Below are 15,216 nucleotides of genomic sequence, written 5' to 3' on the forward strand. Positions count from 1 at the left end.
CTGACATCCGGCCGGCGGGATGTGACGGGCATCTCCGCCGGCCAATCGAAAAGGGGGGGGGGCCGGGGGGTGGGCCCTCGGCGGCATGGCCGAGTTCGAGATCCCGGCCTCGATCACGCTCTACTCGGCGGTCGTCGACAAGGGCAACGTCGACCAGTACATGTCCACCGGCTTCAAGTGAGGAGCCCCGCCCCCGGGACTGACCAGCCCATCGGGGCGGGGCCCACCCCCCACCGTGTCACGACGACGAGGAGGACATCGCATATGGGACAGCCGCAGCAGTCAGACGGGGCAGAGAGCGAGAGGCCGCCGCTGCGGATCGGCATGGTCGGCTACGCCTTCATGGGCGCCGCCCACTCCCAGGGCTGGCGCACCGCGGGCCGCGTCTTCGACCTGCCGCTCCGCCCGGTGCTCGCCGCGATCTGCGGCCGGGACGCCACCGCCGTGCGCGCGGCGGCCGACCGGCACGGCTGGGCGGCGGCCGAGACCGACTGGCGGGCCCTGATCGCGCGGGACGACATCGACCTCGTCGACATCTGCACCCCCGGCGACAGCCACGCCGAGATCGCGCTCGCCGCGCTGGCCGCGGGCAAGCACGTCCTGTGCGAGAAACCCCTCGCGAACACCGTGGAGGAGGCCGTCGCGATGGCGGCCGCCGCCGAAGAGGCGTACCGGCGCGGCCAGTTGGCGATGGTCGGCTTCAACTACCGCCGGGTGCCCGCCACCGCGCTGGCCCGCAACATGGTCGCCGAGGGCCGCCTGGGCCGGCTGCGCCATGTGCGGGTCACCTACCTTCAGGACTGGCTGGTGGACCCCGAGTTCCCGCTCACCTGGCGGCTGCGCAAGGAGCTGGCCGGCTCGGGTGCGCTCGGCGACCTGGGCGCGCACATCGTCGACCTCGCGCAGTACCTGGTGGGTGAGCAGCTGACCGGGGTGTCCGCCCTGACGGAGACCTTCGTACGGGAACGCCCGCTGCCCGGCGGGGCCGTGAAGGGGCTGTCCGCCGTCTCGGCCGAGGGCGCCACCGGCCAGGTCACCGTCGACGACGCCGCCGTGTTCACCGGCCGCTTCCCCTCCGGTGCCCTCGCCTCCTTCGAGGCCACCCGCTACGCCACCGGCCGCAAGAACGCCCTGCGTATCGAGCTCAACGGCGAGCTCGGCTCGATCGCCTTCGACCTGGAGCGGCTCAACGAACTCGCCTACCACGACGGCACCGAACCGGGCGCGCACGCGGGCTTCCGCCGCATCCTCGTCACCGAACCCGACCACCCCTACCTGGACGCCTGGTGGCCGCCGGGCCACGGCCTCGGCTACGAGCACACCTTCGTCCACCAGGCCCGCGACCTGGTCCACGCCGTCGCCGAGGGCCGGCAGCCCGAACCCTCCTTCGCCGACGGGCTGCAGGTGCAGCGCGTGCTCGCGGCCGTGGAGGAGAGCGCCGAGAAGAACGCCGTCTACACCCCGATCGCGGTCTGACACCCCGATAGCGGCCCGAGGAGGCTGACGCGCAATGCCGCGTACGTTCACGCTGTTCACCGGCCAGTGGGCCGACCTGCCGCTGGAGGAGGTCTGCCGGCTCGCCCGGGACTTCGGCTACGACGGGCTCGAACTCGCCTGCTGGGGCGACCATTTCGAGGTCGACAAGGCCCTCGCCGACCCGTCGTATATCGACTCCCGCAAGGCCCTGCTCGACAAGTACGGCCTCAAGTGCTGGGCGATCTCCAACCATCTGGTCGGCCAGGCGGTCTGCGACGCCATCATCGACGAACGCCACCAGGCCATCCTGCCGGGCGAGGTGTGGGCCGACGGTGACCCGGAGGGGGTGCGCAGGCGGGCCGCTGACCGTATGAAGGACACCGCGCGCGCCGCGGCCGCCTTCGGCGTCGACACCGTGATCGGCTTCACCGGCTCCGCCATCTGGCACCTCGTCGCCATGTTCCCGCCCGCGCCCGAGTCGATGATCGAGCGCGGTTACGAGGACTTCGCGACCCGCTGGAACCCCATCCTCGACGTCTTCGACCAGGAGGGTGTGCGGTTCGCGCACGAGGTCCACCCCAGCGAGATCGCCTACGACTACTGGACGACCCGGCGAGCTCTGGAGGCCGTCGGGGGCCGCCCCGCCTTCGGCCTGAACTTCGACCCCTCCCACTTCGTGTGGCAGGACCTCGACCCGGTCGGCTTCCTCTGGGACTTCCGCGACCGCATCTACCACGTCGACTGCAAGGAGGCCCGCAAACGCCTCGACGGCCGCAACGGCCGCCTCGGCTCCCACCTGCCGTGGGGCGACCCCCGACGCGGCTGGGACTTCGTGTCGGCCGGACACGGGGACGTCCCCTGGGAGGACGTCTTCCGGATGCTGCGCTCCATCGACTACCAGGGCCCGATCTCCGTGGAGTGGGAGGACGCCGGAATGGACCGGCTCCAGGGCGCACCCGAGGCGCTGCAGCGTCTGAAGGCGTACGACTTCGAGCCCCCGTCGGCCTCGTTCGACGCGGCGTTCGGCAACTGAACCCCTTCGCACCTCTCCGGGGTGACGGCGCACCCCGGCGCAAGAACGACCGCATGTACACCCGGCCCCATTCTGGAGGCACTCGTGCACGCGAAACACCGCACCACCAGCACCGACAGAAACGAGACCCACAGACGACGCCCGTCCTTGCGCAAGGCGGTGGCGCTGCTCAGCGGCGTGCTGCTGGCGGGCGCCACCCTCACCTTCACCGCACCCCAGGCCGGCGCAGCCGTCGCCGACCGGGAAACCGCCGCTGAGGCCGCCGCCGCGGCGGACGACTTCCAGCAGGTCACCCTCGCCAAGGGCGAACCGGAGGTCGGCGAGCCCATGTCGCTCGCCGTCCTCCCGGACCGCTCGGTCCTGCACACCTCCCGCGACGGCGAACTGCGCCTCACGGACGCGGCGGGCAACACCAGGCTCGCGGGCAAACTCGCCGTGTACACCCACGACGAGGAGGGGCTGCAGGGCGTCGGTGTCGACCCCGGATTCGCCCAGAACCGCTTCATCTACCTCTATTACGCGCCCCCGCTCAACACCCCGGCCGGTGACGCCCCCGAGACCGGGACGGCGGCCGACTTCGCTCCCTTCGACGGCGTCAACCGCCTCTCCCGCTTTGTCCTGAAGACCGACGGCACGCTCGACACGGCCAGCGAGAAGAAGATCCTGGACGTCCCCGCCTCCCGCGGCCTGTGCTGCCATGTCGGCGGTGACATCGACTTCGACGCGGCGGGCAACCTGTATCTCTCCACGGGCGACGACACCAATCCGTTCCAGTCCGACGGCTTCACCCCGATCGACGAGCGCTCGAACCGCAACCCGGCCTTCGACGCCCAGCGTTCCTCCGGCAACACCAACGACCTGCGCGGCAAGATCCTGCGCATCAAGGTGAACGCCGACGGCTCTTACTCGATCCCCGACGGCAACCTGTTCGCGCCCGGCACGGACAAGACGCGCCCCGAGATCTACGCGATGGGCTTCCGCAACCCGTTCCGCTTCAGCGTGGACAAGAAGACGGGCATCCTCTACGTCGGCGACTACGGCCCCGACGCCGGCGCCGCCGACCCGGCACGCGGCCCGGCCGGCCAGGTCGAGTTCGCCCGCGTCACCGGCCCCGGCAACTTCGGCTGGCCGTACTGCACCGGCGACAACGACGCCTACGTCGACTACGACTTCGCCACCGGCCAGTCCGGCGCCGCCTTCGACTGCGCCGCGCCGAAGAACACCTCGCCGCACAACACCGGCCTGACCGACCTTCCCCCGGCCCAGGCCGCCTGGATCCCCTACGACGGCGGATCCGTGCCCGAGTTCGGCAGCGGCTCCGAGTCCCCGATGGGCGGCCCGGTCTACCACTACGACGCCGCGCTCGACTCGCCGGTGAAGTTCCCCGAGGCCTACGACGGGAACTTCTTCGCCGGGGAGTTCGGCCGCCGCTGGATCAAGCGGATCGTCAGCGACGGCTCCGGGGCCGTGCAGTCGATCAACGACGTCCCGTGGACCGGCACCCAGATCATGGACATGGCCTTCGGCCCGGACGGCGCGCTCTACGTCCTCGACTACGGCACCGCCTGGTTCGGCGGCGACGAGCACTCGGCCCTGTACCGGATCGAGAACGCCACCGACGGCCACTCGCCGGTCGCGCAGGCCGCGGCGAGCAAGACCTCGGGCAGGGCGCCGCTGCGGGTCCAGTTCTCCTCGGAGGGCACGACCGACCAGGACGGCGACGCGCTGTCGTACAGCTGGGACTTCGGTGACGGCGGCAAGTCGACGGCGGCCGACCCGACGTACCGCTACAAGAAGAACGGCACCTACACCGCGACCCTCACCGCCAAGGACACCTCGGGCCGCACCGGCAGCGCCAGCACACAGATCGTGGTCGGCAACACCGCGCCCAAGGTGACACTGGAACTCCCGCAGGACGGGCGGCTGTTCAGCTTCGGTGACGCCATCCCGTTCAAGGTGAAGGTCACCGACCCCGAGGACCGGACCATCGACTGTACGAAGGTCAAGGTCAGCTTCATCCTCGGTCACGACAGCCACGGCCACCCGCTGACCTCGGCCAACGGCTGCACCGGTTCCCTCCAGACCAGCGCCGACGGCGGCCATGACGAGGACGCCAACATCTTCGGCGTGATCGACGCCGAGTACACCGACGGCGGAGGCGGCGGCCAGGCCCCGCTGACCACGCACGACCAGAGCGTCGCCCAGCCCAGGCACCGCCAGGCCGAGCACTTCGGCAACGGCTCCGGCGTCTCCGTCATCACCAAGGCCACCGCGCACGGCGGCCGGACGGTCGGCGACATCGACAACGGCGACTGGATCTCCTTCACGCCGTACGTCCTGAGCAACGCCAAGAAGATCACCGCCCGGATCTCGTCCGGCGGCGCGGGCGGCACGCTCGAAGTCCGTGCGGGATCCTCGACGGGCACCCTGCTCGGCAAGGCGACCGTGCCGGTGACCGGCGGCTGGGAGACCTTCCAGGACGTCACCGCCGACCTGTCCCGTGCGCCCAGCGGCACGACCACGCTCTACCTGGTCTTCAAGGGGAGCGGCACGGGCGCTCTGTTCGATGTGGACGACTTCACCTTCACCACGGGCTGAGAGGAGGCACGAACGATGCGACGCACAGCTCCAACCGGACGGCTGGCAACGGCAGTCGTGGGAGCGGCCGTACTCCTCGGCTGCGTCTCGGGACCGGCCGCGTCCCAGTCCTCGCGGGACCCGCGGCCCGGGACCGAGGCCAAGCGGGTGCTGGTCTTCTCCAAGACGGCCGGCTTCCGCCACGACTCGATCCCCGACGGCGTCGCCGCGGTGAAACAGCTCGGCGAGACGGGCGGCTTCACGGTCGACGCGACGGAGGACGCCGCGGCGTTCACCGCCGCCAACCTGCGCCGCTACGCCGCGGTCGTGTTCCTGTCGACGACCGGAGACGTCCTCGACGCCACCCAGCAGCAGGCGTTCGAGGGCTATATCCGCCAAGGCGGCGCCTACGTCGGCGTCCACGCGGCGGCCGACACCGAGTACGACTGGGAGTTCTACGGCGGCGTCGCCGGCGCCTACTTCCAGTCGCACCCGGCGATCCAGCCCGCGACCGTCGACGTCGAGGACCGCGCCCACCCGGCGACCACTGGGCTGGCGCAGACCTGGAACCGCACCGACGAGTGGTACAACTACCGCTCGAATCCCCGGGATCGGGTCCATGTCCTGGCATCCCTCGACGAGTCCTCGTACACCGGCGGCACCATGAACGGCGATCACCCGATCGCCTGGTGCCAGACCTACCAGGGCGGCCGCGCCTTCTACACCGGGGGCGGCCACACCAAGGAGTCCTACGCCGAGCCCGCCTTCCGTCAGCATCTGCTCGGCGGAATCCGCTGGGCCATCGGTGACGCCCAGGCAGACTGCCGCCCGGAGAACGGCTACCGCCCGCTCTTCGACGGCACCCGGGCATCGCTGGACGACTGGCGACAGGCCGGCCCCGGATCCTTCACCCTGTCCGACGACGGCACCCTCACGACGACCGGCGGCATGGGGATGCTCTGGTACGCCGGGTCGGGCTTCGGGTCGTACTCCCTGAAGCTCGACTGGCGGATGGCCGGCGACGACAACTCCGGTGTGTTCGTGGGCTTCCCGCCCTCGGACGACCCGTGGTCGGCCGTCAACAACGGCTACGAGATCCAGATCGACGCGACCGACGCCGCCGACCGCACCACCGGCGCGGTGTACGGCTTCAAGTCCGCCGATCTGAAGAAGCGCGACCGTGCGCTGAACCCGCCGGGTCAGTGGAACACCTACGAGATCCGCGTGGAGGGCGAACGCCTCCGCGTCTATCTCAACGGTGTGAAGATCAACGACTTCACCAACACCGACCCGGCCCGGAGCCTCACCGACGGACACCTCGGCATCCAGAACCACGGAGCCGACGACGAGGTGTCCTTCCGAGACATCCGGATCAAGGAACTGCCCGCGAAGACCGCCAAGTCCGCCACATCCGCCGGACCCATGGCTTCGCAGGGCGACTGAGCGACGGCGGGCGGGGGACGCCGGACCTCCGCCCGCCGTCTTCGCCCCACCGGGCCCTCGCCAGGGGCCCGGCCCCGGGGCTTCCCATACGACGCGTTCGACAAGGAGGCTGCCATGTCCGCGTCCATGTCCATTTCCCCGTCCGAACCGCGCGTCGGCGTCTGGCTGATCGGGGCGCGCGGCTCCGTCGCCACGACCGTCGTCGCCGGGTGCGCCGCCGTCACCGCGGGCCTGCACCCACCGACGGGCCTGGTCACCGAGACGCCGACCTTCGCGGACTGCGGCCTGCCCGCCCTGTCGTCCCTGGTCTTCGGCGGCCACGACACGGTGGACTGCCCCCTGCCCAAACGCGCGGAGGCCCTGGCAGCAGGCGGCGTCCTGCCCCCGGGACTGCCCACCGCGGTCCGCTCCGAACTCGCCGCCGCGGACACGGAGATCAGGCCCGGCGGACCCCTCCCCGGTGACACACGAGGCGACGACGAACTCATCACCGCCTTCGCCTCCGACATCCGGGACTTCATACGGCGGTGCCAGCTCACCCGGGCGGTCGTGGTGAACGTCGCCTCCACCGAGCCCAAGCCCACCGGCGCCGCCCTGCCCCCGAGCTCGCTGTACGCGGCGGCAGCCCTGCGCGCGGGCTGCCCCTACGTGAACTTCACCCCGTCGACCGGCCTGGACCACCCCGCGCTGGCGCCCCTGCGAGCGTCGACCGGCCTGCCCTTCGCGGGCCGCGACGGCAAGACGGGCCAGACACTGCTCCGCTCGGTCCTGGGCCCGATGTTCACCCAACGAGCCCTGACGGTCCGCGCCTGGTCCGGCACCAACCTCCTCGGCGGCGGCGACGGCGCCTCCCTGGCCGACCCGGCCGCGGCGGCCGCGAAGAACGCCGGCAAGGACCGGGTGCTCGCCGACACCCTCGCCACACCCCCCGAGGGCGAGGTCCACATCGACGACGTCCCCGCCCTCGGCGACTGGAAGACCGCCTGGGACCACATCGCCTTCGACGGCTTCCTCGGCACCCGCATGATCCTCCAGACCATCTGGCAGGGCTGCGACTCGTCCCTGGCGGCCCCCCTGATCCTCGACCTGGCCCGCCTGACCGCCCGATCCCACGAGGCAGGCCTCTCCGGCCCACTCACCGAACTGGGCTTCTACTTCAAGGATCCGGTGGGGGAGGGGCCGGCAGCCCTGGGCGAGCAGTACGCGACGCTCACGGGCTTCGCCGAGCGACTGGCGGGCCGCGCCGGGCGGGCACGGCGGCCTGAGCCGGGCGCGGGTCCCGACGGGGAGCGACTGTGATCCGGCACCGGAGGCTTCGCCTGCTGTTGTCGGCCGGCGGTGCTGGGGTGTGTCCCGGTCGGGGGCGTTTGGCTGGGTTGGGCTGCTTCGGATGTCTGTGCTGTTCGCCGTCCTCGGGGTCTCGCGTGTTGTCGTCGGCCGGCGGCGCTGTCGTGTGTCCCGGTCAACGGCGCTCGCCCGGGGCGAACTGCTTCGCCCGCCCGCGCTGTTCACCATCCCCGGCGACGCCATGGGCGGGCGCAGCGGCCACGGCCGCCGCCACGGAAGGAAGGTGAGCGTCGGATGAGACACGCGACATCCGCCCGGGCACGGTCCACCGAGGCACCGGAGGACGGCAACGGCCTCCACGGCCCCCACACCCACCTCATCGGCGCCGAGCGTGCCACCGCTGTCTCCCCGACTTCGGCGGTCACCCCGCTCCGCCTCGGCTACGGCACCAACGGCCTGACCGACCTCCGCCTCGACGACGCCCTGGCCCTGCTCGCCGACCTCGGCTACGACGGTGTCGGCCTGACGCTCGACCACATGCACCTCGACCCCCTCGCCCCTGACCTCGCCGCCCGCACTCGCCGCCTCGCGGGCCGGCTGGACACGCTCGGTCTGGACGTCACCGTGGAGACGGGTGCCCGCTACGTGCTCGACCCGCGCCGCAAGCACGGCCCCTCCCTGCTCGACCCCGACCCCGACGACCGGGCACGCCGCGTCGACCTGCTGATCCGCGCCGTCCAGGTCGCCGCCGACCTCGGCGCCCATGCCGTCCACTGCTTCAGCGGCATCACCCCGCCGGGAACGGACCCCGACACGGCCTGGCACCGCCTGGCCGACGCGCTCACACCGGTCCTGGCCGCCGCCACCAGGGCCGGCATCCCGCTCGCCGTCGAACCCGAACCCGGCCACCTCCTCTCCACCCTCGCCGACTTCCACCGCCTCCGCCGCACCCTCGATGCCCCACAACACCTTGGCCTGACCCTCGACATCGGCCACTGCCAATGCCTCGAACCCCTCTCTCCCGCCGACTGCGTACGCGCCGCCGCCCCATGGCTGCGCCACGTCCAGATCGAGGACATGCGGCGTGGCATCCATGAACACCTCCCCTTCGGTGACGGCGAGATCGACTTCCCACCCGTCCTCGCCGCCCTGTCCGCCACCGGCTACCAGGGCCTGACCGTCGTCGAACTGCCCCGCCACTCCCACGCGGGCCCCCACTTCGCCGAACTCTCCCTCCCGTTCCTCCGCCGCGCCCAGGCCACGGCCACCCGATCACCCGTACTCGACCCACCTCCTGGCGATCCCTCCGCCACCCCCGAAGGGAGCACCTCATGACCCACCCCCGCACCAGCCCGGCGACCCCGGGCGCGGACCCCGAGCGCCACCCGGTCACCGAGCCCCCGACGGACCGCGAAGCGCGCCCAGAGGAAGCGCGCCGAGGCGAAGCGCGCCCAGACGGAGGGCGTCACGCGGGCACCGAAAGCTGGGCCGGAACGCAGGCTCGGCCGAGCATCCAGGGCCGGGCGGGCACTGACCGCTGGGCGAGCGCCGACGGTTGGGCCGGCGCCGAGGGCTGGGCCGGTGCGGAGGGCTGGGCTGACACCGACGCGCGGGCTGACACCGACGGCCGGGCGCGTGCCGAGAGCCGGGCTGACGCCGACGGTGATCCGGGCGTCGAGGGTCGGGCTGGCGCTGACGGTCATCTGGGCGTCGAGGGTCGGGCTGACGCCGATGGCCATCCGGGCGTCGAGGGCCAGGCCGGCGCCGACGGTTGGGCAGGTGCCGGGCGCCCGAGCAGCCGGCGGCGCCAGGGGCCTGCGGGGGCGAGCGCCGGGAGTCGGGCGGACGGCGAAGGCACGACCCGCGCACTCACCCCGCCCACCGAACTGCGCCGGCACCTCGACGCCCGCCTCAGCGGCGCCCCCCGCGCCTGGCTCCACCAGGCACTCGACGAGGCCGCCGCCAACCCCGGCAGCCACGGGCCCATCTCCGTCTGGGAGCTGCGCATCGCCGAGGCCGGACGCCGCTGTGGCCCCGAGGACGCCGACTCCGCCCGCGTCCTCATCCTGCACGCGGCCCGCGCGGACATCGACGCCCTCACCCGGGTCTACTTCCAGGGCACCGCCGCCGAACGCCGCGCCGTCCTGCACGCACTGCCCCACCTGGTGCCGGGCCGGGAGGCCCTGCCGCTCGTCGAGGACGCCCTGCGCACCAACGACACCCGGCTCCTCGCCGCCGCCGTCGGCCCCTACGCCGCCCGGCACCTGGACCCCCACCAGTGGCGGCACGCCGTCCTGAAGTGCCTGTTCACCGGCGTGCCCGTCGACACGGTGGCCGACCTGGAGCACCGCGCCCACCGCGACACCGAACTCGCCCGCATGCTCGGCGACTACGCCGCCGAACGCACCGCCGCGGGCCGCCCCGTACCCGAAGACCTGTACCGCGTCCTGACCCTGACCGACCCCACGGCCACCCCACCCGCGCCCGCCGCCCAACACGGCGGCATCCGCGGAACCGACGGCAAGGAGTCCTGATGCGCCTCTTCGACCCCCACATCCACATGACGTCACGCACCACCGACGACTACGAGGCCATGTACGCCGCCGGCGTCCGCGCCGTCGTCGAGCCCTCCTTCTGGCTCGGCCAGCCCCGCACCTCTCCCGCCTCCTTCCTCGACTACTTCGACTCCCTCCTCGGCTGGGAGCCCTTCCGGGCCGCCCAGTACGGCATCGCCCACCACTGCACGCTCGCCCTCAACCCCAAGGAGGCGAACGACCCGCGCTGTGTCCGCGTCCTCGACGAACTGCCCCGGTATCTGGTCAAGGACCAGGTCGTCGCCGTCGGCGAGATCGGCTACGACTCGATGACCCCCGCCGAGGACACCGCCCTGGCCGCCCAGCTCCAGCTCGCCGCCGACCACGAGCTGCCCGCCCTCGTCCACACCCCGCACCGCGACAAGCTGGCCGGCCTGCGCCGCACCCTCGACGTCGTCAGCGAGTCCGCACTGCCCCCGGACCGTGTTCTGGTAGACCACCTCAACGAGACGACGGTCAAGGAGGCCAAGGACAGCGGCTGTTGGCTCGGGTTCTCCGTCTATCCCGACACCAAGATGGACGAGGAGCGGATGGTCGCGATCCTCCGCGCGTACGGGCCCGAGCAGGTGCTGGTGAACTCGGCCGCCGACTGGGGCAGGAGCGATCCCCTGAAGACCCGCAAGGTCGCCGATCTGATGCTGGCCGAGGGGTTCGGCGAGGACGACGTGGACCGGGTGCTGTGGCGCAACCCCGTCGCCTTCTACGGGCTCAGCGGTCGCCTCACCCTCGACGTGGCCACCCCGCAGGCGACACATGAGGGCAACTCCATCCTCCGTGGTGCTCCGAAGGAGCCCGGCGAAGAACCGGTCGGTGCACCGAGCGAGCGGGACGCCCCGGCCGCCGCCCCGGCCCCGGGGGCGTGAGCCATGCGCTTCCGCCACCCTGACGGTTCCACCGTCCACCTCGCCTACTGCACCAACGTCCATCCGGCCGAGACCCTCGACGGCGTCCGCGCCCAACTCCGCGACCACTGCGAGCCGGTCCGCCGACGGCTCGGCCGTGACCGCCTCGGCATCGGCCTGTGGCTCGCCAAGGACGCCGCCCACACTCTCGTCTCCGACCCGTCCGCGCTGCGCGGCCTGCGCACCGAGCTCGATCGGCGCGGCCTTGAGGTCGTCACCCTCAATGGCTTCCCCTATGAGGGTTTCGGTGCCGAAGAGGTCAAGTACCGCGTCTACAAGCCGGACTGGGCCGACCCCGAACGCCTCGACCACACCACCTCCCTCGCCCGAGTCCTCGCCGGCCTCCTCCCCGACGACGTCACCCACGGCAGCATCTCCACTCTGCCCCTCGCCTGGCGCACCGCCTACGACGACGACCGTGCCGAGACGGCTCGCACCGCCCTGCTCACCCTCGCCGAGCGACTGGACGCCCTGGAGGAGCTGACCGGACGCGACATCCGCGTCGGCCTCGAACCCGAACCCGGCTGCACCGTCGAGACCACGGCCGACGCCATCGCCCCGCTCACCGCCGTCCGCCACGACCGCATCGGCATCTGCGTCGACACCTGCCACCTCGCCACCTCCTTCGAAGATCCGCACGCCGCCCTGGACGCGCTCACCGAAGCCCGCATCCCTGTCGTCAAGTCCCAGCTCTCAGCCGCCCTGCACGCCGAACACCCCCATCTCCCCGATGTCCGCGAGGCCCTCGCCGCCTTCGACGAACCCCGCTTCCTGCACCAGACCCGCACCGCCACCGCCGCCGGCCTGCGCGGCACCGACGACCTAGGTGAGGCCCTGAAGGGCGACGCCCTGCCCGACGCCTCTCCGTGGCGCGCCCACTTCCATGTCCCGCTCCACGCGGCCCCCGCCGCGCCCCTCACCTCCACGCTCCCCGTGCTCAAGGCCGCCCTGACCCGCCTCGTCGGCGGCCCCCAGCCGCTCACCCGCCACCTCGAAGTCGAGACGTACACCTGGCAGGCCCTCCCGCTCGAACTGCGACCCCGATCCCGCAGCCAGCTCGTCGACGGCATTGCCGCCGAACTCACCCTCGCCCGCGACCTGTTGACGGACCTCGGCCTCAAGGAGCTGCCATGACCGAGCAACCGGACCCGGCAGTCCCGGCCACCCGCTCGGCGCCCGGACCCGACGCCACTGCGGTGCCCCGTCCCACCCCGCTCCTCGTCCTCGACGTCGTCGGCCTCACCCCCCGTCTCCTCGACCACATGCCTCACCTCAAGAGACTCGCCCAGTCCGGCTCCCGCGCACCGCTCGGCACCGTCCTGCCCGCCGTCACCTGCGCCGCCCAGTCCACCTTCCTCACCGGCACCCACCCGTCGGAGCACGGCATCGTCGGCAACGGCTGGTACTTCCGTGACCTCGGCGACGTACTCCTGTGGCGCCAGCACAACGGACTGGTCGCCGGCGACAAACTCTGGGAGGCCGCCCGCCGCGCCCACCCCGGCTACACGGTCGCCAATATCTGCTGGTGGTACGCCATGGGCGCCGACACCGACATCACCGTCACCCCCCGTCCGATCTACTACTCCGACGGCCGTAAGGAACCCGACTGCTACACCCGGCCGCCCGCCCTGCGCGATGAACTCACCGAGAAATTCGGCACTTTCCCGCTCTTCCACTTCTGGGGCCCCGGCGCGGACCTCGTCTCCAGCCGCTGGATCATCGACGCGACGCGCCACATCATCCGCACCCGGCACCCCGACCTGACGCTCTGCTACCTCCCTCACCTCGACTACGACCTGCAACGCTTCGGCCCCGACGACCCGCGCTCCCTGAAAGCGGCCGCCGACCTGGACTCGGCCATGGCTCCGCTCCTGGACGACGCCCGAGCGGAGGGCCGTACCGTCGTGGCGCTCTCCGAGTACGGCATCACCCGAGCGGACCGGCCCGTCGACATCAACCGGGCCCTGCGCCGCGCAGGACTGCTCGAAGTGCACACACAGGACGGCATGGAGTACCTCGACCCGATGACGTCACGTGCCTTCGCGGTCGCCGATCACCAGATCGCCCATGTCTACGTACGCCGACCGGAGGATCTCGACGCGACCCGGGCTGCCCTCGACGCACTGCCCGGCATCGGGCAACTCCTCGACGACGAGGGCAAGAAGGCCCATCACCTCGACCACCCGCGCTCCGGCGAACTCGTCGCCGTCGCGGAGCCGGACGCCTGGTTCACGTACTACTACTGGCTCGACGACGCCCGCGCACCCGACTTCGCGCGCCTGGTCGAGATCCACCGCAAACCCGGCTACGACCCGGTCGAGTTGTTCATGGATCCCCTCGACCCCTACGTCAAGGTCAAGGCCGCGACCGCGCTGGCCCGTAAGAAACTCGGCATGCGTTACCGCATGGCGGTCGTGCCTCTGGATCCGTCCCCTATTCGCGGCAGCCACGGCCGCCTTCCTGCGAGCGACGACGAAGGTCCGCTCCTCATCTGCTCCACCCCCCGCGCTGTCGGCGACCGCGTAGCGGCCACCGATGTGAAGTCACTGCTGCTCCAACTCGCCGGTCTCGGCTGAGAGGTCACGTCCGGCAGCACCAGCTCACCGGTCTCACCGACCCGTCTCTTCCGACTGGTCACAAGTGAAGCACTCACCACTGACAACGGCCTTCGATCACAGGGAGTTCCAGGCATGAGCCGCTTTTCCCAGACGGATCCCGAACTCACCCACCGCCTCACCAGACGAGGCATGCTCGGCGTGGCGGCGGGCACCACGGCCGCCGCCCTGCTGGGCGCCGCCACGGCCCCGGCGACCGCGGCTGCGGGGACCGCCGCCCCCGGCACCGCGTCCGCCCCCGGCACCGCGTCCGCCACCGGCACGGCTTCCGGCGCTGCCGGCCGCGGCCGTCCCGTCCTCCCGCCCGGCCGCCTCGGCATCCAGCTCTACAGCCTGCGCGACAAGGTCTCCACACTCGGATTCGCGCCCGTCTTCGCCGAGTTGGAGAAGTACGGCTACGACGAGGTCGAGTTCGCCGGATACACCCAGGGCTCGGCCGGCCCGATCACCCTCGCCCAGCTCAAGCGGCTGGCCAGGAACCACGGCCTGAACCCGATCGGCAGCCACGTCGGCTACTACTCCAACGACCCGAACGCCTACACCTTCGCCCAGAACCTCACCAAGGTCCTCGACGACGCCCAGGCCCTCGGCCTCAAGCACATAGGCACCGCCTCCGGGCCGTTCCGCTACGGCTCCACCGTCGACGCCTGGAAACGCGCCGCCGAGGAGTTCAACACCTACGGCGCGGCGGCGAAGGCACGCGGCATGAAGTTCTACCAGCACAACCACTCCGAGGAGTTCTCCTTCGCCACCGACAACCCCAAGGTCCGCCTCTACGACGTGCTGCTCGCCGAGACCGACCCCGACCTCGTCTTCCTGGAGATGGACATTTTCTGGGCGTACTCGGGCCAGTTCCGCTTCTCCAAGCGGCCCGACGGCTCACCCGCCCCCTTCGAACCAATGGACTATGTGCTGAACCAGCCCCACCGCTACCCGCTCTTCCACGTCAAGGACGGTGTCAACGACCCGGCCAGCCAGTACGGCTACCGCATGGTCGACGTCGGCGACGGCGACATCGACTACAAGCGGTTCATCTCCGCCGTGACCAGACTTCGTGGGCAGCGATTCGCCCACCACTGGCAGGCGGAGCACGACAACCCGACCGAGTCCCTGACCTTCGCACGGCGTTCGAGTGAGCACCTGCACTCGTTGCGGGAGAAGTGCTGACGGTCGTACCGACATGAGGAGGGGGGCCGCCCCCCCGCGCCGCCCCCCCCCAGGAGAGCGCCCCGCCCGGGGGCCCCCGATAGAGCGCGCGCCTGGGGCCCCCCGCCCCCCGCCGAAGCCGG

Annotated in this window: 11 protein-coding genes; all 11 read left to right on the forward strand. The window is 71.7% G+C overall.

Features of this window, described 5'->3' with window-relative positions:
- Window positions 1-264: 264 nt before the first annotated feature.
- Window positions 265-1,476, forward strand: a complete 1,212-nt coding sequence (locus ACFWYS_RS07950; protein ID WP_384764811.1) for a Gfo/Idh/MocA family protein — start codon at window positions 265-267, stop codon at window positions 1,474-1,476.
- A 34-nt stretch (window positions 1,477-1,510) separates the two neighbouring features.
- Window positions 1,511-2,509: a sugar phosphate isomerase/epimerase family protein gene (locus ACFWYS_RS07955; protein WP_384764813.1), complete on the forward strand. Its 999-nt coding sequence runs from the start codon at window positions 1,511-1,513 to the stop codon at window positions 2,507-2,509.
- Window positions 2,510-2,593: 84 nt separating this feature from the next.
- On the forward strand, window positions 2,594-5,107 hold the full coding sequence (locus ACFWYS_RS07960) for a PQQ-dependent sugar dehydrogenase (protein ID WP_384764815.1): 2,514 nt from the start codon (window positions 2,594-2,596) through the stop codon (window positions 5,105-5,107).
- Window positions 5,108-5,122: 15 nt separating this feature from the next.
- Window positions 5,123-6,529, forward strand: coding sequence for a ThuA domain-containing protein (locus ACFWYS_RS07965; RefSeq protein ID WP_384764816.1), 1,407 nt, complete (start codon window positions 5,123-5,125; stop codon window positions 6,527-6,529).
- A 114-nt stretch (window positions 6,530-6,643) separates the two neighbouring features.
- Window positions 6,644-7,828 (forward strand): inositol-3-phosphate synthase, encoded by a 1,185-nt coding sequence (locus tag ACFWYS_RS07970; protein ID WP_384764818.1) that lies wholly within the window; start codon window positions 6,644-6,646, stop codon window positions 7,826-7,828.
- Window positions 7,829-8,110: 282 nt separating this feature from the next.
- Window positions 8,111-9,151, forward strand: coding sequence for a sugar phosphate isomerase/epimerase family protein (locus ACFWYS_RS07975; RefSeq protein ID WP_384764820.1), 1,041 nt, complete (start codon window positions 8,111-8,113; stop codon window positions 9,149-9,151).
- A 368-nt stretch (window positions 9,152-9,519) separates the two neighbouring features.
- Entirely contained in the window at window positions 9,520-10,350 is an 831-nt protein-coding gene (locus tag ACFWYS_RS07980) for an EboA domain-containing protein (protein WP_384765102.1), read from the forward strand.
- A complete protein-coding gene (locus tag ACFWYS_RS07985; protein WP_384764821.1) occupies window positions 10,350-11,273 on the forward strand; it encodes a TatD family hydrolase in 924 nt (307 codons plus the stop codon). The genes ACFWYS_RS07980 and ACFWYS_RS07985 overlap by 1 nt, the downstream gene beginning before the upstream one ends.
- A 3-nt stretch (window positions 11,274-11,276) precedes the next feature.
- A complete protein-coding gene (gene eboE / locus ACFWYS_RS07990; RefSeq protein ID WP_384764823.1) occupies window positions 11,277-12,446 on the forward strand; it encodes a metabolite traffic protein EboE in 1,170 nt (389 codons plus the stop codon).
- Window positions 12,443-13,888 carry an alkaline phosphatase family protein gene (locus ACFWYS_RS07995; RefSeq protein ID WP_384764825.1) on the forward strand — a complete coding sequence of 482 codons (1,446 nt, stop codon included), beginning with the start codon at window positions 12,443-12,445 and terminating at the stop codon, window positions 13,886-13,888. The genes eboE and ACFWYS_RS07995 overlap by 4 nt, the downstream gene beginning before the upstream one ends.
- Before the next feature lie 114 nt (window positions 13,889-14,002).
- On the forward strand, window positions 14,003-15,094 hold the full coding sequence (locus ACFWYS_RS08000) for a sugar phosphate isomerase/epimerase family protein (RefSeq protein WP_384764827.1): 1,092 nt from the start codon (window positions 14,003-14,005) through the stop codon (window positions 15,092-15,094).
- Window positions 15,095-15,216: the final 122 nt, after the last annotated feature.

This window comes from Streptomyces sp. NPDC059010, assembly GCF_042740355.1.
Taxonomy (GTDB): domain Bacteria; phylum Actinomycetota; class Actinomycetes; order Streptomycetales; family Streptomycetaceae; genus Streptomyces.